Origin of the sequence: Clostridium sp. AM34-9AC (genome assembly GCF_003480225.1) — a bacterium.
Lineage (GTDB): Bacteria > Bacillota > Clostridia > Lachnospirales > Lachnospiraceae > Acetatifactor > Acetatifactor acetigignens.
This window is the reverse complement of sequence record NZ_QUIU01000030.1, coordinates 29487-50245: the sequence shown is the minus strand read 5'-3', so window position 1 is coordinate 50245 and position 20759 is coordinate 29487. Positions and strand designations below refer to the sequence as shown.

General features: G+C 50.3%; 20 protein-coding genes. 1 reads left to right on the top strand and 19 read right to left on the bottom strand.

Annotated elements, in window-relative coordinates; translation table 11 throughout:
• Nucleotides 1–39 precede the first annotated feature (39 nt).
• The 13 genes from DW835_RS15415 to DW835_RS15355 form a co-directional block, all read right to left on the bottom strand.
• Nucleotides 40–1692, bottom strand: coding sequence for a Na/Pi cotransporter family protein (locus DW835_RS15415; RefSeq protein ID WP_117569054.1), 1653 nt, complete (start codon nucleotides 1690–1692; stop codon nucleotides 40–42).
• Nucleotides 1693–1890: 198 nt separating this feature from the next.
• A complete protein-coding gene (locus DW835_RS15410; RefSeq protein WP_118669661.1) occupies nucleotides 1891–2802 on the bottom strand; it encodes a bifunctional riboflavin kinase/FAD synthetase in 912 nt (303 codons plus the stop codon).
• A gap of 2 nt (nucleotides 2803–2804) precedes the next feature.
• Nucleotides 2805–3719, bottom strand: a complete 915-nt coding sequence (gene truB / locus DW835_RS15405) for a tRNA pseudouridine(55) synthase TruB (protein ID WP_117569056.1) — start codon at nucleotides 3717–3719, stop codon at nucleotides 2805–2807.
• Nucleotides 3719–4675: a bifunctional oligoribonuclease/PAP phosphatase NrnA gene (locus DW835_RS15400; RefSeq protein WP_118669662.1), complete on the bottom strand. Its 957-nt coding sequence runs from the start codon at nucleotides 4673–4675 to the stop codon at nucleotides 3719–3721. Before DW835_RS15400 ends, truB begins: the two co-directional genes overlap by 1 nt.
• Entirely contained in the window at nucleotides 4675–5097 is a 423-nt protein-coding gene (rbfA, locus tag DW835_RS15395) for a 30S ribosome-binding factor RbfA (RefSeq protein ID WP_118669663.1), read from the bottom strand. The genes DW835_RS15400 and rbfA overlap by 1 nt, the downstream gene beginning before the upstream one ends.
• A 212-nt stretch (nucleotides 5098–5309) precedes the next feature.
• Nucleotides 5310–8324 carry a translation initiation factor IF-2 gene (gene infB / locus DW835_RS15390; protein WP_118669664.1) on the bottom strand — a complete coding sequence of 1005 codons (3015 nt, stop codon included), beginning with the start codon at nucleotides 8322–8324 and terminating at the stop codon, nucleotides 5310–5312.
• A gap of 17 nt (nucleotides 8325–8341) precedes the next feature.
• Nucleotides 8342–8659 carry a ribosomal L7Ae/L30e/S12e/Gadd45 family protein gene (locus DW835_RS15385; protein ID WP_022313421.1) on the bottom strand — a complete coding sequence of 106 codons (318 nt, stop codon included), beginning with the start codon at nucleotides 8657–8659 and terminating at the stop codon, nucleotides 8342–8344.
• Nucleotides 8646–8918: a YlxR family protein gene (locus DW835_RS15380; RefSeq protein WP_022313422.1), complete on the bottom strand. Its 273-nt coding sequence runs from the start codon at nucleotides 8916–8918 to the stop codon at nucleotides 8646–8648. Before DW835_RS15380 ends, DW835_RS15385 begins: the two co-directional genes overlap by 14 nt.
• 3 nt (nucleotides 8919–8921) lie before the next feature.
• Nucleotides 8922–10046: a transcription termination factor NusA gene (gene nusA / locus DW835_RS15375; RefSeq protein ID WP_022313423.1), complete on the bottom strand. Its 1125-nt coding sequence runs from the start codon at nucleotides 10044–10046 to the stop codon at nucleotides 8922–8924.
• Nucleotides 10047–10143: 97 nt separating this feature from the next.
• The gene (rimP, locus tag DW835_RS15370; RefSeq protein WP_117466160.1) at nucleotides 10144–10608 is read right to left on the bottom strand and encodes a ribosome maturation factor RimP; all 465 of its coding nucleotides are present in this window, start codon (nucleotides 10606–10608) and stop codon (nucleotides 10144–10146) included.
• Nucleotides 10609–10864: 256 nt separating this feature from the next.
• Nucleotides 10865–12607, bottom strand: coding sequence for an NADH-dependent [FeFe] hydrogenase, group A6 (locus tag DW835_RS15365; RefSeq protein ID WP_118669667.1), 1743 nt, complete (start codon nucleotides 12605–12607; stop codon nucleotides 10865–10867).
• Between the two features lie 27 nt (nucleotides 12608–12634).
• The gene (locus DW835_RS15360) at nucleotides 12635–14488 is read right to left on the bottom strand and encodes an NAD(P)-binding protein (RefSeq protein WP_118669668.1); all 1854 of its coding nucleotides are present in this window, start codon (nucleotides 14486–14488) and stop codon (nucleotides 12635–12637) included.
• A 523-nt stretch (nucleotides 14489–15011) separates the two neighbouring features.
• Complete coding sequence (locus DW835_RS15355; protein WP_118669665.1) at nucleotides 15012–15848, bottom strand: DegV family protein; 837 nt, start codon at nucleotides 15846–15848, stop codon at nucleotides 15012–15014.
• 339 nt (nucleotides 15849–16187) lie between these two features.
• Between DW835_RS15355 and DW835_RS15350 the strand changes: the two genes are divergently transcribed.
• Nucleotides 16188–16682, top strand: a complete 495-nt coding sequence (locus DW835_RS15350; protein ID WP_118669666.1) for a DUF5721 family protein — start codon at nucleotides 16188–16190, stop codon at nucleotides 16680–16682.
• A 59-nt stretch (nucleotides 16683–16741) separates the two neighbouring features.
• Here the strand turns inward: DW835_RS15350 and DW835_RS15345 are convergent, their stop codons facing one another.
• The 6 genes from DW835_RS15345 to DW835_RS15320 all read right to left on the bottom strand — a co-directional run bounded on the left by DW835_RS15345 (nucleotide 16742) and on the right by DW835_RS15320 (nucleotide 20690).
• Nucleotides 16742–17098 (bottom strand): SpoVA/SpoVAEb family sporulation membrane protein, encoded by a 357-nt coding sequence (locus tag DW835_RS15345; RefSeq protein WP_022313592.1) that lies wholly within the window; start codon nucleotides 17096–17098, stop codon nucleotides 16742–16744.
• 58 nt (nucleotides 17099–17156) lie between these two features.
• The gene (locus DW835_RS15340) at nucleotides 17157–18119 is read right to left on the bottom strand and encodes a DMT family transporter (protein WP_243037210.1); all 963 of its coding nucleotides are present in this window, start codon (nucleotides 18117–18119) and stop codon (nucleotides 17157–17159) included.
• A 46-nt stretch (nucleotides 18120–18165) separates the two neighbouring features.
• Nucleotides 18166–18672, bottom strand: a complete 507-nt coding sequence (locus DW835_RS15335; RefSeq protein ID WP_022313590.1) for a shikimate kinase — start codon at nucleotides 18670–18672, stop codon at nucleotides 18166–18168.
• A 166-nt stretch (nucleotides 18673–18838) separates the two neighbouring features.
• Complete coding sequence (locus DW835_RS15330) at nucleotides 18839–19213, bottom strand: RidA family protein (RefSeq protein ID WP_022312675.1); 375 nt, start codon at nucleotides 19211–19213, stop codon at nucleotides 18839–18841.
• Between the two features lie 89 nt (nucleotides 19214–19302).
• Nucleotides 19303–19554: a hypothetical protein gene (locus DW835_RS15325; protein WP_022153424.1), complete on the bottom strand. Its 252-nt coding sequence runs from the start codon at nucleotides 19552–19554 to the stop codon at nucleotides 19303–19305.
• 113 nt (nucleotides 19555–19667) lie between these two features.
• Nucleotides 19668–20690, bottom strand: coding sequence for a stage V sporulation protein AD (locus DW835_RS15320; RefSeq protein ID WP_118505145.1), 1023 nt, complete (start codon nucleotides 20688–20690; stop codon nucleotides 19668–19670).
• Nucleotides 20691–20759 lie beyond the last annotated feature (69 nt).

Below are 20759 nucleotides of genomic sequence, written 5' to 3'. Positions count from 1 at the left end.
TTTTTGCATGGCTCGTAGCTAGGCTAACTTTCTAGTTAATTACCGTTTGATATCGCCGTCTTCGGCATCCTCTTCTGTGGTAATGGCAAAAGCGATATTGGTGGCATGGTCTGCTACTCTCTCCAGTCCGGATACGATATCGGAGAAGATCATGCCGGCTTCGGGAGAACACTCTCCCTTGGTCAGACGCTCTACATGTTTCTTCTGCAGTTCGCGTTCCTTCTCGTCTACCTGATCCTCCAGAGTAACAATCTCCTGCATATGGGATTCATCGCTCTTGGCGAACATTTCTACAGCATAACGAATGATCTTGTTGACCATTTCCAGCATATCTCCCAGTTCCTTCTGGGCTTCCTTACTGATGGAAACGCCTTCTTCCTTACGCTGTCTGGCAGCATCCGCCACGTTCTCCGCATGATCACCGATACGCTCGATATCGTTCACCACATGGAACAGGGCACCCAGACTGTTCAAGTCTTCGATGGGCAGCGTGGTCTGGTTGATCTTTACCAGATAGTCCGTGATGGCATGGTTCAGGAAATTGATATTTTTCTCTACCTCGTAGACTTCCTCGATGTCCTCTTCATCCAACGTGATCAGGGCATTCATGGCACGGTTCAGATTCTCCTCTGCCAGAGAAGCCATACGCTCCAGCTCCTTGATAACTTCTACCACTGCAGTGGCGGGGTTGAACACCACTTTGTCGCCGATGTATTTTAACTGATAGCTCTCTCTGTAACCAACCTTCTGATCCTCGCCGGGTACGATCAGGTAAGTCATCTTCACCAGCCAGCCAGTGAACGGGAACAGCATAATTACCTGCGCAATCTTGATCAGCGTATGTGCATTTGCTACGAACCGGCCGTTGTCCGCAGAGATAGACTTGATCAGTTCCACAATCTGGTCTCCTGCCACAAACAGGGCAATGTAAATAATAACCGTACCGATAATATTGAACAGCAGATGGATCAGTGCTGCTCTCTTTGCGTCCTTTTTACCGGTCATGGAAGCTAACATTGCGGTAGCGCAGGCACCGATATTACATCCCAGGATAATGTACAGCGTAATAGGTAACGGCAGCAGATCCTGATTAGCCAGCAACAACACAATGCTGACCGTTACGGACGAACTCTGGATAATGGCTGTCAGAGCAAATCCCATCAATGTGGCTAAGAACGGGTTCTTCAGAGACATCAGCAGATTGACCACCTGTGGCTCATTCTTCATGTTCGCCATAGCCTGGGACATGGTGCTCAGGCCTACGAACAGGATACCGAAACCAACGACCACTTCCGCCACCTTACGGACCTTTTCCTTCTTCGTAAACATCATCACGACCACACCCACCAGCAGGATCAGCGGTGCTATTTTGGATAAATTAAAAGATACCAGCTGTGAAGTAATGGTAGTACCGATGTTTGCACCGAGGATAACGCCCGCCGCCTGATACAGATTCATCAGACCAGAGTTAACGAAGCTGACGACCATAACCGTACATGCCGAAGAAGACTGGATGATACCGGTAAAAATAATACCGACGATCATACCCATGAAACGGTTGGTGGTAAAGATTTCCAGAATACGTCGAAGTCTGGCACCTGCTACCTTCTCAATGGAATCACTCATCAACTCCATTCCGAATAGAAACAGTCCCAGACCTCCTGCCATTGTCAATATTGTTCCAAAGCTCATTTTTAATCCCTCAATCTCTCTTGATTCTCTTCCGAAAAACCAAAACAATAATTTTCAAATTTATTCTTATATAAACAATCCAAAATATATTTTACGAGATAGAATAAAAACTTGCAATGTAAATTTTACTTTTCTTTTACTTTTCTTTACAAAACTTTACGCAATTTCTACCGTGTTTGCGTAAAACAGCTGTTTTTCCTACGCATTTCGACCATCCGCAATATCCCGGTCCAGCTGCTCCTTAAGTTCTTCCAGCGATCCAAATCTGCGTTCCGGGCGCCGAAATCTTTTCAAAGCCACCTCGATCTCCTGCCCGTAGATGTCCTGGTCAAAATCATACAGATAAGATTCCACCCCCATCACTTTTTCAGAAGAAACCGTGGGTTTGGTTCCCACATTGCTGATGGCCTTATAGATCTTTCCATTATGGCGCACCGCCGCATAGTAAACTCCGTTGGGCGGCAGAAGTTTGCCTGCGGGAGGCAGCAGATTCACCGTTGGAAATCCCAGGGTATGTCCGATATGATTGCCATGCTCCACTGCTCCCACCAGTGTATAAGGCATTCCCAGCATCTCTTCGGCCTCTTCCATCCGGCCCTCTTCCACCAGCTTGCGGATGTAAGTGGAGCTGACTTCGATGCCGTTCACTTCGATCTTCTCTATGGTCTGGACGCAAAAGCCCAGATGCGGCGCCATTCTCTCCAGAAGTTCGGCATTTCCTGCGCCGTTCTTGCCAAAAGACAGATCCTCGCCTGCCGCCACAAACCGGGTATTCATCTGTTTGGCCAGAATCTCTGTTGCAAAACGCTCTGGCTCTGTGGCTGCAGTCTCCTTCGTAAGAGGGAACTCGATCAGAGTGTCGATTCCCAGACGTTCAAACAGGCGTCTTTTTTCCTCTCTGGTGGTCAGTTCTTTACCGTCAGACAGGCCGAACAGCACTGCCGGTGTAGGGTCAAAGGTGAACACGCACGCCGCCAGCCCATATTTTTTTCGGCCAAGAATCTCTTCCAAAAGTCTCCTGTGGCCCAGATGGACTCCGTCAAATTTACCGATGGCTACTGCTGTATCTTTTTCCAGATAAAAGTCTGTTGTTCCTGCAATGATTTCCAAGTCTATTTCCTGCTTTCTGTATTACTTGGGAAGATCTTCACGGGCTTGTACCATTCCTTCGTTTCATCATACGCATAAATGCCCACGAAGCTGTCATCCTCTCTGTAGATGCGCACCCACTCTCCTGCCGGATGTGTGGTCTGTTCCACAGTCTGTCCCGGATAAAAAGCATTCCCGTTATCGATCAGTTTCCGCCACTTTTCCTCCACATGCAACATGGGAAAATCCGAAAAAATACGGTCTGTGGGAAGCAGTGCTTCCTCCAGCCTCTCCGTGTCCCGAAGTTCCTGCAGCTGTGCAAGTGTCAGGGCATCTGCCAGCCGGAATTCCCCGACTCTGGTGCGAACGAGGCTCTGCATGGTGCCGCCGCAGCACAGTTTTTCCCCAATATCGGCACAGAGACTGCGGATATAGGTTCCCTTGGAACATTCCACGCGGAATTTTACCACGGGAAACTTTATTTCCAGAATCTCGATTGCCGGCAGATCCACATGTCTTGCCTGCCGTTCCACTTCTTTGCCCGCTCTGGCCAGCTCATAGAGCTTTTTCCCATTGACCTTCAGTGCAGAATACATGGGTGGGATCTGGTCATAGCCGCCGACAAAACCGGCGATCACTTCACGTACCTGTGCTTCACTCACCGCCACTTCCCGCTCTTCCAGAACGGTTCCCGTGATATCCTGGGTATCTGTGATCTGTCCCAGCAGAAGTTCTGCCACATATTCCTTGGTCCTGTCCGTCAGCATTTCACATGCTCTGGTAGCATTCCCCAGACATACAGGAAGCACACCGGTAGCCTGTGGATCCAGTGTACCTGTGTGCCCTATCTTTTTCTGCCGGCAGATCCCGCGAAGCTTGGCTACCACATCATGGGAGGTAAAGCCCGCTTCCTTATATACATTGATGATGCCGTCCATTAATCCTGTTCTCCCCGCAGTTGTTTGTCGATGTGCAGTGACAAATTGTTGACACAATCATGGAAGGTTCCCTTCATAGTGCAGCCTGCGGCACGTACATGTCCGCCGCCTCCGAAGAAAGATGCCACCTTCGCCACATCTACTTTCTCATTGGAACGCATGCTGACCTTGTACTCCAGTACGTTGGTCTCATACATGAAAATCGCACAGTCCACGCCCTTGATATTGCGCAACTGGTTCACAATGCCGTCCAGATCTCCCGGTACCGCATTGTAGAATTCCATGGTCTTGCGGTCCACCATGCTCACGATGCAGCGTCCGTCCATGAAACGAATGCTCTCCATCAGAGCTCTGCCCATGATCTGGGTCTGCAGATAGGTCTTCTGATAAAAGCTTTCCTCGATCAGCTTCGGGAAATTGAATCCGAAGGAGATCAGAAACGCTGCTGCCTGCAGCGTCTCCGGTGTCGTATTGGAATACTGGAATACACCGGTATCATGGATGATGCCGGTATACAGCGCTTCCGCAATATCCTTGTCAATAAGTTCCGCATCCATAATGTGATACAGCACCTCACAGGCACTTCCCACTTCCGGACGGACCAGATTCACATCACCGCAACCGGAATTGCTGATGTGATGATCAATGTTGATCTTCTTTTTCGCATTCTGGAAATACGTCTCCGCATCTCCCAGACGATCCCCACTGCAATCCAGCGCAAAATACACATCAAAAGGCTCCTGCACGGGACATTCAGTCTGAATCTCATCGTATCCTTTCAGATATGAAAACTCTTCGGACGGCTTCTGCAGATATACGGTAACTTCCGCTTCGGGAAGGAGTTTACGCAGATACATCTGTAAGGAAAGACATACACCCACACAGTCTCCATCCGGACGAATATGTCCGCTGATGCCGATCTTTTTCGCACCCAGACATTCTTCACGCAAATCCATTACTCGTCACCTTCCTCTGTTTCTTCCGTATCTTCCACCACTTCATTTTCCGGCTTCTGTGCCTGTTCATCCGCTGCAATGACCTCATCGATCTTGTGGGACATATTGACACCGTATTCAATGGACTGATCCATCACAAAAGTGATATCCGGAGTATTACGCAGATTGATGGTACGAGCCAGTTCTCTGCGGATAAAGCCTTCGGCGCTCTTCAGTCCCTGCAGGGTAGACTTTCTGACTTCCTCGTCTCCCAGCACGCTGATCCATGCCTTACAGCTCTTCAGATCCGGTGCCACTTCCACAGCGACCACACTGGTCCAGGGACTGATCCGGGGGTCCTTGAGACAGCCCCGGATGATCTCTGCCAGAACGCGCTGTACTTCCCCGTTGATACGGGTATTTTTCACACTATTCTTTCTCATTCTTATTCCTTCTTAATTCTTTCCTGCGGGTATCGTAGACGTCTTGGCGAGCATCCGCGAACAGAATGCGTTTCGCGTAACCCCGTTGAAAAACGTCGGCACTTGAATCTTGCAAGCAAAGCGCAGGAAGATTCTTAGTGTCCGCTACGTTTTTTGCAGAGCGCGAGCGTGGGTAAGCGGAATGCATCTGCGAACGGATGCGTTCTAGTAACCTACCGTGGTACTTCCACCATGATATATGCTTCTACGATATCCAGCTCCTGCATCTTGTCAAAGCCTTCGAATACGAGACCACACTCATATCCGGCCTTAACTTCCTTCACATCATCCTTGAATCTCTTCAAGGAAGCCAGGTTGCCTTCGAAGATCTGCTCGCCCTCACGGGTGATACGAACCTTACAGCCTCTCTGGAACACACCGTCCAGAACATAGGAACCTGCAATGTTACCGATAGCGGATGCCTTGAAGATCTGACGAACCTCTGCATGACCGATAACCTTCTCCTCGTATACGGGATCCAGCATACCCTTCATGGCAGCTTCCACATCTTCGATAGCCTGGTAGATGACCTTGTACAGACGTACATCCACGCCCTCTCTCTCTGCGGTTGCCTTGGCAGTCGCATCGGGACGAACGTTGAATCCGATGATGATCGCGTTGGACGCACTTGCTAAAGATACGTCGGACTCATTGATGGCACCTACGCCGCCGTGGATACATTTAACTACTACTTCTTCGTTGGACAGCTTCATCAGGGACTGTTTTACAGCCTCGACACTACCCTGTACGTCAGCCTTGACGATCAGGTTCAGTTCCTTCAGATTACCCTCCTGGATCTGGCTGAACAGATCATCCAGGGACATTCTGCCCTTGGTCTCTTCCAGCATCTTTTCCTTGTTCTGTGCCAGATAGGTCTCCGCATAGGATTTTGCTGTCTTATCATTATCATGAGCCAGGAATACTTCACCTGCACTGGGAACATCGGACAGGCCCAGGATTTCTACAGGGGTAGACGGTCCTGCTTCTTTTACTCTGCGTCCCTTATCATCGATCATGGCTCTTACCTTACCGTGTGCCACGCCTGCGGAAATGAAATCTCCCACATGCAGGGTACCTTTCTGTACCAGTACGGTAGCCACGGGACCGCGTCCCTTATCCAGCTCTGCCTCGATGACCAGACCTCTTGCTTTTCTCTTGGGGTTGGCCTTGAGTTCCATGATATCTGCGGTCAGCAGGATCATGTCAAGCAGCTGGTCGATACCTTCTCCGCTCTTCGCAGATACCGGTGCAAATACGGTACTTCCGCCCCAATCCTCGGGGATCAGCTCGTACTCTGCCAGCTCCTGTTTTACACGGTCAATGTTGGCTGAGGGCTTATCGATCTTGTTCACTGCTACGATGATCTCCACACCTGCTGCCTTTGCATGGTTGATCGCCTCTACGGTCTGAGGCATTACGCCGTCGTCCGCTGCTACTACCAGGATAGCGATATCGGTCGCATTGGCACCACGCATACGCATGGCGGTAAATGCTTCGTGTCCGGGAGTATCTAAGAAGGTGATCTTACGGTCTCCCACATTTACAGTATAAGCGCCGATGTGCTGGGTGATACCACCTGCCTCACGATCGGTTACGTTGGTCTTACGGATAGCGTCTAACAGGGAAGTCTTACCATGGTCAACGTGACCCATAACACAGATTACGGGAGGTCTCTCCACCAGATCTGCCTCGTCCTCTTCATCTTCCTTCAACAGCTCTTCGATAACATCTACCTTGACCTCTTTTTCACAGAGAATGTCATATTCCATGGCAATGTTCTCTGCATCTTCATAGGAGATCTCCTGGTTCACGGTTACAATCTTACCTTCCAGGAACAGCTTCTTGATGATGGCTGCGGGCTGTAACTTCATCTTCTCAGCCAGTTCTTTGATGGTAATGGATTCCGGCAGCACGATCACCTTGATCTGCTCTTCCTGTACCTCTTCCTTCTTCTTTTCCGGCTTGATGAAACGTCCGGGCTTGTTCTTCAGCGCGTCCTCGTCCTCGTAGATATGGTCCTTCTTGGAACGCTTGTTGTCCTTCTCCTGGCTGAAACGTCTCTTTTCATCTTCGCGCTTCTTCTCAAGATCCTTGCCTGCAGGTTCCGGAGCGAAGCCCTTATTCTGTCTGTTATCTCCGAATCGATTACCCGATCCGCCATTGCCTCTTCCGTCGCGGCCGTTATTGCCGTAACCGCGCTCACCATTGCCGTTACCGCGGCGATCACCCTGACCGCCTTCCATACCCGGACGACCCTGTCTGTTAAATCCGCCTCCCTGAGGTCTGCCATTGCCCATACCTCCTCTGTTACCATTCTGTCCGCCCTGACGGTTACCCTGTCCGTAGCCACCCTGACGATTGTCACGATTGCCGTCTCTGTTGTCACGGTTGTAACCGCCCTGGCCACGCTCGTTCTGTCCACGGTTGTCACGATTATTCTGACCGTAACCGCCCTGACGGTTATCGCGGTTGTCACGGTTACCGTTCTGAGGTTTGTCTGCCGGTCTGGTCTGTGCCACATTCTGTGCAGGCTGTGCTGCCTGAGGTGCCTGTGCGGCTGCAGTATTCTGTACTGCCTGCTCCTTTACCGGTGCCTGTGTCTGAGGCTTTTTCGCAGGCTGCTGTCCACGGTTGCCGGGTACCATTGCCACGCTGGGAGTGGGAGACGGAGGGGTCAGCGGCTTGATGGGACGTACGGGAGCCTGTGCCTGAACACGGTTGCCGTAGGAATTATTCTGGTAACCATTGTTCTGGTATCTGCCGCCCTGATTCGGACGCTGTCCGCCTGCATTTCTCTGTCCCTGTCCACTCTGACCACCCTGACGCTGTCCGGGCATCTTGGAATTCTGAGGGTTGCTAACGAAAATAATCTTTTTCTTCTTTTTCGTCTCCTCAGTAGATTTGGTCTCCTCGGAAACTTTCGTTTCCTGAGCCTTTGCTTCCCCTGCGGGTGCCTGAGCCTTTTCCTCAGCAGGCTTTGCGTTTTCGGCATTTACCGGAGCTTTCTGTGCTGCGGGTGCAGCTGCTTTTTTCTTTCCGAGGCTGTTGCGTACCAGTGCTGCCGCATCCTCTTCCAGCGAGCTCTGTGCTGCCTTTGCCTCAATTCCTTTTTCCTGTAAAAAACTTAATATATCCTTACTCTGTAGTTCCAATTCTTTTGCGAGTTCATGTACTTTGATTTTCGCCATGCTTTCCTCCATTCTGCCTAACCGGGCAAATTCGCTTCCAATTGCTTGATGAGTGCATCTGCCAGTCCCGCATCACACACACCTACCGAAGATCTCAGATCCCGGCCGATGGCCCAGCCGAGTTCTTCCTTCGTGCCATATTCATATACCGGGACTTCATAATAGGAACATTTGTCGTGAAACAACTTTTTCGTATTGGCCGATGCATCCTCTGCAACGATCACCAACATGGCAGAACCTTTTTTCACAGCGTCCTCCGTCTGGAATTCACCGCTTACCAGGTTACGCCCCCTCATCGCAAGTCCCAAAAGGGAATAAATCTTATTCTGTTTCAAGCTGATCAAACTCCTTTTCCAGTGTATCATATACCTCAGGAGAAATACTCATCTTGAAAGAACGTTCTAATCCTTTATTCTTCCGGGCTTTCTGCAGACATTCCTTCTGTCTGCATATATATGCACCACGTCCGTTTTTTTTGCCGGTTGCATCCAGACATATCTCATCTTCCGGTGTTTTCAGGACACGCAGCATTTCTTTTTTGCCTTTCATTTCTCCGCAGCCTACGCACTGCCTCAGTGGAATCTTTTTTGCCATTGATTATTCCTGCTCTCCATCAAAATCGTCTACGGTATCATCTTCGTAATCATCCACATAGTCCTCATAACGGAAGCCGGGAGCATCCTTGGCCTGAGTCTCGGACTTGATGTCGATCTTGTAGCCGGTCAGTCTTGCTGCCAGTCTTGCGTTCTGACCTTCCTTACCGATAGCCAGAGACAACTGATAATCGGGTACGACTACCTTTGCGGTCTTCTCATCGGGATCTGCAAATACTGCTACGATCTTGGCAGGAGAAAGTGCATTCTGAATCAGGTTACCGGGGTTCTCATCCCAGTTCACGATATCGATCTTCTCACCGCGCAGCTCTTCCACGATAGCATTGACGCGGGCACCATTCATACCTACACAGGCGCCGACAGCATCTACATTGGGGTTATTGCTCCATACAGCGATCTTGGTACGGCTTCCTGCCTCTCTGGCAATGCTCTTGATCTCTACGGTACCGTCCTTGATCTCGGTAACTTCGGACTCGAACAGTCTCTTTACCAGTTCCGGATGGGTACGGCTGACATTGATGCGGGGTCCCTTCGGGGTGTTCTTTACTTCCACAATGTAAACCTTGATACGCTCGGTGGGCTTGAATACTTCGCCCTTTACCTGCTCGTTCTCGGTCAGCATGGCATCTGCCTTACCCAGATTGATGCTGATGTTCTTGCCTACATAACGCTGTACTACGCCGGTCACAACATCCTTTTCCTTCTCGTAGTACTGGTTGTAGATCACGCTTCTCTCTTCCTCACGGATCTTCTGTAAGATCACGTTCTTGGCGTTCTGGGTAGCGATACGGCCGAACTCCTTGGACTTGATCTCCACATGGATCATGTCGCCCACCTGTGCTCTCTTGGAGATCTCCTGTGCATCCTCCAGAGCAATCTGTAGGCAGTCATCCTCCACATCATCCTTCGTGGGAACGACTTCCTTCTCAGCATATACCAGAAAATCGCAGGTCTCTCTATTAATCTCCACATGGACATTGTCAGCCTTTCCAAAATGGTTCTTGCAGGCTGTCATCAGGGAGTTCTCGATGGCTTCAAACAAGGTCTCCTTGCTGATCTCCTTCTCCTTCTCCAGAACGTCCAGTGCCTCCATTAATTCCTTATTCATCATTTCCTCCATTCCGGCTTTCGCCTTTTCTTAGTGTATGGTTTCTTCTTATTCTACAAGCTATAACTATTCCTTCGCCCTTTGGCTCTGAATAGTATCAAAAATCTAATGCAAGACGGATCAGGGCAATGTCTGCTCTGGCAAAAGTTCTCGGGCTGCCGTTTTCCGTGATCGTAATGTTATCTGCATTGAAGCTCTCCAGAATGCCAGAAAACTCTTTGCATTTGTCAATGGGCTTGAACAGCTTGATCTCTACTTCTTCACCAATGCTCTTCTGCAAATGCTTATCCTTTTTCAGCGTTCTACCCAGTCCCGGGCTGCTGACTTCCAGAATGTAAGCATCCGGAATGAAATCAGCCTTGTCCAGAGCTTCGGATAATGCTCTGCTGACATTCTCGCAATCCAGAATGTTCACACCTTCCGGCTTGTCGATGTAAGCTCTCAGATAGTAGTCACTGCCTTCTTTTACATACTCCACATCGTAGATCTCCACCTGACTTACTTCTGCGATGGGCGTCAGCAGTTCTTCGGTTCTGTTTTCGTAGTCCTCTCGTTTGGACATGTAGGCCCTCCTTTACTGATATGAGCTGTCGTTACAACAACAAGAAAGAGTGGCGCACGTCCACTCTTACTCTAGTAATCATCTTTAAACTATACACAGTATAGACCCTGTGTGAAAAAATGTCAATAGGGTCTTGCAAACATTCGGATTCCGCTGATTTGCTTCGCAAATCGCTTCTTCCTCATGTTTGGGCGGTTCCCTGATTCAGCCGCAGGCGCATGCAAGCATGCCCTGCGGCTGAATCGGTCACCTGGTATTACAAGTAGTTATGTGTTTCAAAGTACAGTTCGTTCACGTGTTCGGAATGCAAAAGCTTATGGGCGGTGCGGCTGAGGGGCTTGCCCAGAAACTCTTCGTAGGCCTTCTGTACCTCGGGGTTCTCATGGGAGAAGCGAAGCTTTCTCTCACTGTCCAGACGGTACAGGGTGCCTCCGCGCCGCTCCGCGAATTCGCATCCGTCGTGGATGGGCTGTCCGCCGCCTCCGACACAACCACCGGGGCATGCCATGACTTCCACGAAATCATAGGATACCCTTCCTGCCTTAATGTCCTCCATCAGCTTCTCCGCATTGGCCAGTCCGCTGACAGTACAGGTATGTAAGGTCTGATCTCCCAGTGTGAAGTCTGCTTCTCTTCTGCCGTCTCTTCCCCGGACTGCCCGGAAAGCATCTGCTTCCGGATTCTTGCCTTCCACTACTGCATATGCAGTACGAAGTGCTGCCTCCATGACACCGCCGGTGACGCCGAAGATCACTCCGGCACCGGTGCTTTCTCCCAGAGGAGAATCAAAAGCCTGCTCCTTTAAGAACCGGGTATTGATATGCTCGGCACGGATCATCCGCACGAATTCTCTTGTGGTCAGTACAATATCCACATCCTGTCCGGCTCCGGCGCTCTTCATATAAGAAAGAGAAGCCTCTCTCTTCTTGGATACGCAGGGCATGATGGAGATACAGCAGATATTATTGGGATCAATCCCTTTCTTCTGTGCAAAATAAGTCTTCGCCATGGCACCGAACATCTGCTGGGGGGATTTTGCCGTGGACAAATTCCGCAGATACTCCGGATACTTCTTGGACACGAAGCTTACCCAGCCGGGACAGCAGGAGGTAAACATGGGCCATGCATATTTCCGGGAATTGTCCAGCCGATCCAGCAGTTCGTTTCCCTCTTCCATAATCGTCAGATCCGCTGCGAAGTTGGTATCAAATACATAGTCAAAACCAATGCGCTTCAGCGCTGCCACCATTTTGCCCTCGGAAGCTTCCTCCGCATTCAGTCCCAGTTCCTCGCCCCATGCGGTTCTTACCGCCGGTGCCACCTGGACTACTGTGACCTTCTCGGGATCCGCCAGTGCCTCGAAAGCCTTGTATGTATCGTCTCGTTCCCGCAATGCTCCGGTAGGACAATGGGTAATACACTGTCCACACAGTGTACAGTCGGAGCAATCGATGGTCTTATTATCCGCCACATCTACTGTGGTACGGGATCCGGTGTTCTGTACATCCCAGACATGCATGGCCTGGACTTTATCGCAGATCTGTACACAGCGCATACATTTAATACATTTTCTGGAATCCCGGATCAGAGGGAAAGAATGATCCCAGGGTGTCTCGGGAACTTCCTCGGTAAAAGGTACTTCCAGAATTCCCAGATCGTTGGAAATCTGCTGTAAATTACAGTTACGGCTTCTGACGCAGGTGGCACAGTGACAATCATGCTGGGACAGGATCAGTTCCACATTTGTCTTGCGCACACGGCGTACCTTCGGAGAATTGGTATACACTACCATTCCCTCTTCCACCGGGCTGTTGCAGGCTGTGATCAGCTTGCTTTTTCCCTGCACTTCCACCACGCAGACCTTGCAGGCACTGATCTCATTGATGTCTTTTAAAAAGCACAGATGCGGTACTTCGATTCCCACGCCTGCTGCCGCGCTCATGACGCTGGTTCCCTCCGGGACCTGCAGCTGCACGCCGTCTATTGTAAGGTTTATCATTTTCTCGCCCATTGTTTGCTCCTCTTTTTACCAGATGGCAGCTCGGCCGCCCTTTAAGCTTCCGTAGCCGTATTTATCGCAGCGTAAGCATCTGCCCGCTTCCTGGCAGGCTTCCTGCTTCGTCATGCCGCATTCAAATGCATCGAAATTCGTCTTGCGCTCTCCGGCTTCCTTTTCACTCAGCTGGATCCGTCCGCAGGGTTCCTTGTCCTCGTAGGATACCGGCGGGATCTCCACATCACAGGGTACTACATGGTGGTAACCCAGATATTCATCGATATTGGCTGCAGCTACTTTTCCGGCGGCAATGGCACGGATGACGGTAGCCGGACCGGTCACACAGTCACCACCGGCAAATACACCGTGGACATCCTTGACTTCACTGTCACTCATGGCAGTAATGGTGCCTCGTTTTACGGAGATACCCGCCTCCTCGAAATGGCGGGTCTCGATACCCTGACCGATGGCCACCACGACGATATCACAGGGGATTCGAAGGAGAGGCACATCCGCCTGGATCGGACGGGCTCGTCCCCAGGCATCGATGGGGCCGATGATCTGCGGTTCTACCCACAGAGCCGTCACATTGCCGTTCTCGTCGGCTTCGATCTTGTGAGGTGCTTTCAGGCTGTAAAGCTCTGCGCCCTCTGCGATGGCGCCTTCCACTTCTTCAGGAAGCGCCGTCATATCGGTCTGTCTTCTGCGGTAGGCAATTCCCACCTTTTTCGCACCCAGACGAATGGCGGAACGGGTACAGTCCATGGCTACGTTACCGCCGCCGACTACGACTACGGTCTTGTCCTTGAAGTCCGGCATGTCATCGTCACCGATGCGGCGCAGCATTTCCACTGCAGACATGACACCGTTGGCATCCTCTCCCTCGATACCGATCTTTTTATCCGTATGGGCACCGATGGCAATATAGACTGCATCGTATTCTTCGTGCAGCTTATTATAAGAAATCTCACCTTCGCCGTTGCCGACTCTGGTGTTCAATTTCACTTCCACTCCGGTGGACAGAATAGTGTCAATATCCTCCTGTAAGCGTTCTCTTGGGAAACGATAGTTGGGAATTCCGTAGCGCAGCATACCGCCCAGCTTGCTCTTTTCCTCAAATACCACGGCATGGTGTCCCATCAGCTCCAGATAATATGCCGCAGACAGTCCGCCGGGGCCTCCGCCGATGATTGCTACTTTTTTACCGGTGCTCTCCGCTTTCTCAGGCACAGGAACCGTGTTGGCTCTGGCATTGTCCACTGCCATACGCTTCAGGCCGCGGATATTGATGGCACTATCGATCATGTTGCGGCGGCATCTTGCCTCACAGGGATGCTCACAGATCAGGGCACAGGCGGTGGGGAAAGGATTGTCCTTGCGGATCAGCTTCACGGCATCTGCATAACGCCCTTCCTTCACCAGTGCTATGTAACCGGGGATATCCACACCTGCGGGGCACAGCGCCACACAGGGAACCGGCTGGGTAATATGGCAGGAACATTTTCCGCCATGTTCAATGTGGTAGACATAATCCTCACGGAAGCCTTCCAGTCCGGCCAGTACCATATGGGCCGCCTCGTAACCGATGGCACAGTCAGCGGAGTCCACAATGTCGGAAGCGGTATCCCGGATCAGATCCAGTGTCTTCAGGGTGGCTTTGCCTGCCAATACATCCTCCATCAGGTTCTGCAACTGCCCCAGTCCCACACGGCAGGGCACACATTTACCACAGGTCTGGGCATGACACATTTTCAGAAAAGAAAGCTGCAGGTCCACCGGACATAATCCGGGCGGGCTGGCGATAATTCTTCTCTCCAGATCTTTGTACAGGCGTTCCACCGTAAGCTGTGCTTTATTCGGGGTAGCTATCTTCAATCGGCTCATAATCTTCTCCATTCTGCGGGCTGATGCCTGCGTTACTTTTATGCCCTGCGCCACGGGCGCTGCCGGCAACGGCTATGGCGTGCTGCTCTCCGTCTGCAGGCGCGGTGTTTTACTGACACGTACTATGGCATTGGCCACCTGAGCAGGCTGCCTGTTGCGCCGTGTAAGTGCTTACATTTTATTTTTTAAAAAATAGCCGTTTCTTGTCGGCTACTGATTTTTGTATATGTGTAATTGTATCCTAAATAATAAAAACTATCAATAGTTTTTAGGAAAGTTAATTTTTTATCTATCTTTTTGTGGAATATGCATGAGGATGTTTGTCTGATGTGTATGTAAGCTCTTACATTTCAATTTCTTATTCTGCCAGATTCATGGAACCGCTCTCTCAAATTCTGTTTTTCATAAAATGCCCTCTATATTTGCTTTTTATGAAAAAAATAGCCCAGGCGGAACAGGCTGTCAGAAACAAAAAATGACAGGCTAATCCGCCGGAGCTATATTGCCTATGATATTAATCTTTTTACACCGTCACGATCACGCCGCCATCGTTGGCGTACATGCTGCTGACACCGCGGGTGTCCATGATCAGGCATCCTTTGAACTCTGCCTTTTCCATAAGAAGCTTCTTCATGGTCTCGGCGCGGTCAGGAGCATTGCAGTGGGTGATCATCAGGAAACGTTCCTTCGTATCCCCTGCCTCTTCCAGAACGATCTCCGCCATTCTTCGGAGTGCTTTCTTCATGCCGACGCTCTGGCCTCTCTGCACGATACTGCCCTTGTCTCCGGCCATGATCGGCTTGATGTTCAGTGTGGATGCCACCAGTGCTTTCACACCGGTCAGTCTGCCGTTCTTGCGCAGCGTCTCCAGATTATCCAGTACAAAATAGGTATGCACATTGCTTCGGAACTCTTCGATCTGCTTCACGATCTCTTCAAAAGAAAGTCTCTGCTCCTCCAGTTCTACCAGCTTCTTCACGATCTGAGTCTCACCACAGCTGGCGGACTCGGAATCGATGACGTGGATCTGCTTCTTCCCGTATTTTTCCCGATATAAATTCATTCCCAGCACCGCACTGTTATAGCTTCCGCTGAGGTGGGAGGATAAAGTGATCACATACACATGCTCTGCTTCTGTGTGGTAGGCTTCCCTGAAACGCTCTGGGGAAGGACATGCCGACTTGGGGCACTTCGGATACTCTGCCACCTTCTTCAGAAATTCCGCCTGATCAAAATTCTCATCATCCTGAATCTGGTAATCTCCCACTTCCAATCCCAGGGGCACGATCTCGAACCGGGAATCCTGCAAATATTCTTCCGGCAATTCACAACAGCTGTCTACTACGATTTTAAAACTCATATTAATCTCCATATCATTGATTGCAGCTATTCAAAAATATAACTCCCAAAGAGTCATTCTGCGAATGGGGCACTGAATAGTTACAATTATTTTCATTTTTTAAAAACCATACTATGTAGTTTTTAATACTACTTATAATAACACGAAACATTCCGTTCGTAAAGCCTTTACACAAAATATTCATATTCCCTTTTCGGCGGACTTCGTTTATACTATTTCTATATAGTCAGCATATTATGATGCCGGGGCCAAAAGTCCCCGACTTTGATGCCTACGGATTGTTCCGTTTCGACCGAAGCTCCTCACAGAGTTCTTCTCACAAACATATAAGGAGTCCCTATGATCGCATTACAGATTACATCCATGAAAAATTTTATGAATCACCTGCTGGTAGCGGATACTTTCGATCCTTTCCTGCTGGAAGAAGCCACCGTCAGTACGGCTCTCACCGTGACGATCGACGGGCATATCAACAAGGACTTCTATCCCGCGGACGAACGGGGGGAAGACTGCATCCCCTGGGATCTGCAGTCCTGGAGCAAAATAAAAGGACTGTGCTTTGACCTCATCAAGGGAAAACACACTCCTTTGTATTTTAAATTCGTGCTTCATATGCAGCCGGATAAAGCCGCCGCCATGCTTACAAAAGCCCAGGTGGACCCTGACGTCATCCGGGCACTGGTGCTGAACATCCGCTACGACGGGGAAAAAACGGTTCTCACCACCGGGTGCGCCTACCAGACCTTCACCATGGACAAAAGTGCCGACACCGCATGGGACAAGGCATTAAAAAAATATCTGGATCTGAAGGGTATCTCCTACGAAGAACTCTGATCCCGCTCTCCGGGGTATCCCCAGTTCTTCGAATCATTCATAGGAGCGGTTCCTGACGGTCACTCCTTCATCTTCGGTTTGCTGAGCAGGCTCGCCAGATAACCGAGGATCAGCGCTGCGGAGGTTCCCACGGCTCCAGCCTTGAATCCTCCGGCAAACAGTCCTAAAAATCCCTGTTCCTGCACCGCTTCTTTCACGCCCTTCATTAATACATTTCCAAAGCCCAATAACGGTACACTGGCACCGGCTCCCGCATAATCCTGAAACGGTTCATACCAGCCAAGTGCACTGATGACCGCACCGGTGACCACCAGAAGCACCATGATGCGTCCCGGCATCATCTTCGTTTTTTCCATTAATATCTGCACCAAAGCACAGATCAGGCCGCCCACCCAGAAAGCATTGATATAATCCATTCTCTGCATTTCCCCCTTACTATCTGTTTAAGGACAGTCTCTGCACTTTTTCTTAAAATTATGCATTCTTTATTGATGCATTCTTTTTGCCAAAACGAAACCATTCCGGCGGAAGCTGTACCAGGATCACCGCTGCAAATACGATAACGCAGCCTGCGATCTGCCTGGCTGTCAGTGTCTGATCAGTAGTCAGAAATCCGATCTTGTAAGCGATCCAGCCAGAAATCGTAGCGATCACGGATTCCAGGCTCATGATCAGTGCCGCCACCGTAGGATTCAGTCCTTTCTGGCCTACGATCTGTAAGGTATAACCCACACCACAGCTTAAAACACCGGCATATAACAGGGCTCCCAGGCCTTCCTGCAGCTGACCGAAGGTGGGCTGTCCCCAGATGAGTGCTCCGATGCAGCAGACCACTCCACAGACCGTGAACTGGATACAGGATACCACAGCTCCGTCAATTCTTGCTGCATAATGGTCAACGGTCATGATCTGTATGGCAAATGCAATGGCACATAAAAATACCATGATATCTCCGGCTCCGAGACGCAGGGACTCGGTCATGCAGAGCAGATACATGCCCACGGCTGCCATGACTGCTGCCGCCCAGACCACCGGCGCCACTTTTTTCTTCAAAAAGATACCGAACATGGGGACAAAAATGATATATAGCGTTGTGATAAATCCCGCCTTACCGACACTGGTGTATTTAATACCGAACTGCTGCAAGGTACTGGCGATCGTTAGGAAAATGCCACACAAAAGTCCTGCTTTCACATTCAGTTTCCAGTCAAGGGGCGCAGCTTTGTCCCCTGCAATCTTTCTGCTGATCAGAATATACACCAGAATGCTGGCGGCACCGATCAGGGAACGGACACCGTTAAAGGTGAACGGATGCATATAGTCCATGCCCTTGCTCTGGGAGACGAATGCCATGCCCCAGATGGCAGCCGTTAACAGCAGGATCAGGCTGTTTCTCGTAGTTTTTGTTCTCGTATTTTCCATAGCTGTATTTTCCATTCCTTATATTTTTCGTTCCATGCTGCTTTACGGTTATGTGATCTTGTCAGGGCTGTTTCTTATATCTCTCAGCAATCTCCGCCACTACATCCCGCAGCATTTTTCTGCTACAGTCTATGATCAGATCCGCATATTTTTCATACAAAGGGGTTCTCTCCTCGTACAGGTCCCTCAATGTCTGACCGGGCTGCAGGGTCACACCTCTGGCATTCAGATCTCCCAGCCGCTGTTCCACTTCCTCATAAGGAAGCTTCAAATATACCACGGTGCTGATATCCCGCAGATGCTGCATACCCTCCGGCTCGTAGCAGGCGCTTCCGCCGGTGGCAATGATGCTGTTTTCCAGATTCAGAGAGGCATTTACGTTGCTCTCAATCTGCCAGAAGCCCTCCACGCCGTGTTCCGTGATGAGTTCATGCAATAATTTACCGTGTCTTTCCTGAATCACCAGATCCGAATCCACAAAACGTCTGCCCAGGCGCTTTGCCAGAACCACGCCTACCGTACTTTTTCCCGAACCCGGCATGCCGATCAGAGTAATATTGTTTTTCATAAATTTCTGTCCACCTTACCTATACACAAGAAAATCGCCGCCTGTAAGCGACGATCTTCCGTCCTGTTCTTCTTTATAACCTTCGTAGCGCCCCATTTGCAGAACTGCCTCTGTGGGGATTTTGACCCCGACATCATGCTATTTGCTCATGGTGGTTACTTACACTTTATACTTCCGCAATGACTTCCACTTCACATAATACGTTCTTGGGAAGGGTCTTGACTGCAACGCAGCTTCTGGCAGGATTCTCAGTAAAGTACTTTGCATAGACCTGATTGAAAGCTGCGAAATCGCCCATGTCTGCTAGGAAGCAGGAGGTCTTGGCTACTCTGGTGTAGCCGGTACCTGCTGCCTTTAGCAGCTCGCCGATGTTCTTCATTACCTGCTCTGCCTGCTCTTCAATCGTGGTGCCGTGGATCTCTCCGGTTGCAGGATCAATAGGGATCTGACCGGATGCGAAAAAGATATTGCCCAGTACGATTCCCTGGGAATAAGGTCCGATTGCTGCGGGTGCTTTGTCTGTTGAAATCTTCTGTAACATAATATTCTCCTCTTCTTCCTATAATTACGCCCTGAGGATGCCTCCGGATCCTGGCACATCCAAAATCCGATGCAGCATGCACATAGCGTTTACTTCGTCATATCTACCTCCGGCTCATCAAATTCCGCCGTCACGTAGAATCCTCTGGAATTCTCCACGATATCCGCCACAACTCCTTCGCGATTCTTCAACCGATAACGAAAAGGAATATTGGGGGACATGGCCAGAGACGGGTCTATCGTATAATAATAGTTACTGGGCAGAAGTCCCTCGGTCACTGTGATCTTCTGTCCGACCTCCAACAGTCCCGGCCGCTCCATCTTAAATTCTATCCTGCGCATTTTGACTCACCAGCCATTCCCGGCATAATGTGTTTTCGCCGTTTGAGGTTTATTTTACCAGTAACTTACAGCGCTTGCAAGAGTGTGTTTCATTTCTGACCTGCTGCTTTTCCCTATTTCACCGCCGGACTCTCCAATACTACCGCATGTGCGATCCCCGGCACGCTTTTACCTTCGTTGAAACTGGTCTTACTGAGCAGGGCGCCGGTGGGTAGAAAGAGGACTTTTTTCCACTCGCCGGATTCCAGCTTCGGCAGGATGTATGCCGCCAGGGTCACAGCGCTGCATCCACAGCCGCTGCCTCCGGCGTGGGTGTCCTGGGCTTCTGCGTCAAAAATCTCGATACCGCAGTCCATGTGCCGGTCGGCGATGTCAATTCCCTTTTCCCGCAAAAGATCGATCAATACCGTCTGTCCCACGCTTCCCAGATCCCCGGTGATGATCCGGTCATATTCTTCCGGGGTCACATGAAAATCTTCCATGTGACGGGCAACGGTGTCTGCAGCGGCCGGGGCCATGCATGCTCCCATGTTCATGGAGTCTTTCAGGCCGTAATCCACGATCCTTCCGGGAGTCATGCCGGTAATGTGGGCTCTGCACTTCTGATTTAGTCCCAATGCAAAGGCTCCGCTTCCCGTCACCGTCCAGCTGGCAGACAGAGGTCTCTGGCTCCCATAATCTAACGGAAAACGGAACTCCTTCTCCGCACTGGCAAAATGACTGGAGGTCACACAGACCACATGCTCCGCATAGCCTCCCGCTGTCATCACAGCTCCCAGTGTCAGCGCTTCCCCGCAGGTAGAGCAGGCACCGTAGACTCCAAACAGAGGAATATTGTAAGCGGAGATACCGAAGGAAGTGGCAATGCACTGCCCCAACAGATCACCGGCGAAGAGATACGACACATCCTCCGCTTTCCATCCGGCCTTTTCCATGACCATGTAGACTGCGTCCTTCTGGAGATTACTTTCCGCCTCTTCCCAGGTCTTACAGCCGAAGAGATCATCCTCTCCCACCATGTCGAACAGGGTGCCTAACGGTCCTTCGCCTTCTTTTTTTCCCACGATACTGGCACCGGCGATCACACACACCGGCTGTGCCAGACGGATACTGCTTCTTCCCACTCTCTGATTCATAATTTCTCCTTCCATGCGATAACACTGCATTCTTTTTTGTCAGTGTTCCCGCATTAGGGAAGAATTATG

Excerpts from the sequence above, each read along its gene's own strand:
- DW835_RS15340 (WP_243037210.1), bottom strand. The coding sequence starts at position 18,119 with ATGGAAAATACAGCTATGGAAAATACGAGAACAAAAACTACGAGAAAC.
- nusA (WP_022313423.1), bottom strand. The coding sequence starts at position 10,046 with ATGAATAAGGAATTAATGGAGGCACTGGACGTTCTGGAGAAGGAGAAG.
- DW835_RS15380 (WP_022313422.1), bottom strand. The coding sequence starts at position 8,918 with ATGGCAAAAAAGATTCCACTGAGGCAGTGCGTAGGCTGCGGAGAAATG.
- rimP (WP_117466160.1), bottom strand. The coding sequence starts at position 10,608 with ATGTCCAAACGAGAGGACTACGAAAACAGAACCGAAGAACTGCTGACG.
- DW835_RS15335 (WP_022313590.1), bottom strand. The coding sequence starts at position 18,672 with ATGAAAAACAATATTACTCTGATCGGCATGCCGGGTTCGGGAAAAAGT.
- DW835_RS15320 (WP_118505145.1), bottom strand. The coding sequence starts at position 20,690 with ATGAATCAGAGAGTGGGAAGAAGCAGTATCCGTCTGGCACAGCCGGTG.
- DW835_RS15360 (WP_118669668.1), bottom strand. The coding sequence starts at position 14,488 with ATGAGCCGATTGAAGATAGCTACCCCGAATAAAGCACAGCTTACGGTG.
- DW835_RS15400 (WP_118669662.1), bottom strand. The coding sequence starts at position 4,675 with ATGGATTTGCGTGAAGAATGTCTGGGTGCGAAAAAGATCGGCATCAGC.
- DW835_RS15330 (WP_022312675.1), bottom strand. The coding sequence starts at position 19,213 with ATGTTACAGAAGATTTCAACAGACAAAGCACCCGCAGCAATCGGACCT.
- DW835_RS15350 (WP_118669666.1), top strand. The coding sequence starts at position 16,188 with ATGATCGCATTACAGATTACATCCATGAAAAATTTTATGAATCACCTG.
- DW835_RS15325 (WP_022153424.1), bottom strand. The coding sequence starts at position 19,554 with ATGCGCAGGATAGAATTTAAGATGGAGCGGCCGGGACTGTTGGAGGTC.
- rbfA (WP_118669663.1), bottom strand. The coding sequence starts at position 5,097 with ATGAGAAAGAATAGTGTGAAAAATACCCGTATCAACGGGGAAGTACAG.
- DW835_RS15355 (WP_118669665.1), bottom strand. The coding sequence starts at position 15,848 with ATGAGTTTTAAAATCGTAGTAGACAGCTGTTGTGAATTGCCGGAAGAA.
- DW835_RS15415 (WP_117569054.1), bottom strand. The coding sequence starts at position 1,692 with ATGAGCTTTGGAACAATATTGACAATGGCAGGAGGTCTGGGACTGTTT.
- DW835_RS15365 (WP_118669667.1), bottom strand. The coding sequence starts at position 12,607 with ATGATAAACCTTACAATAGACGGCGTGCAGCTGCAGGTCCCGGAGGGA.
- infB (WP_118669664.1), bottom strand. The coding sequence starts at position 8,324 with ATGGCGAAAATCAAAGTACATGAACTCGCAAAAGAATTGGAACTACAG.
- truB (WP_117569056.1), bottom strand. The coding sequence starts at position 3,719 with ATGGACGGCATCATCAATGTATATAAGGAAGCGGGCTTTACCTCCCAT.
- DW835_RS15345 (WP_022313592.1), bottom strand. The coding sequence starts at position 17,098 with ATGGATTATATCAATGCTTTCTGGGTGGGCGGCCTGATCTGTGCTTTG.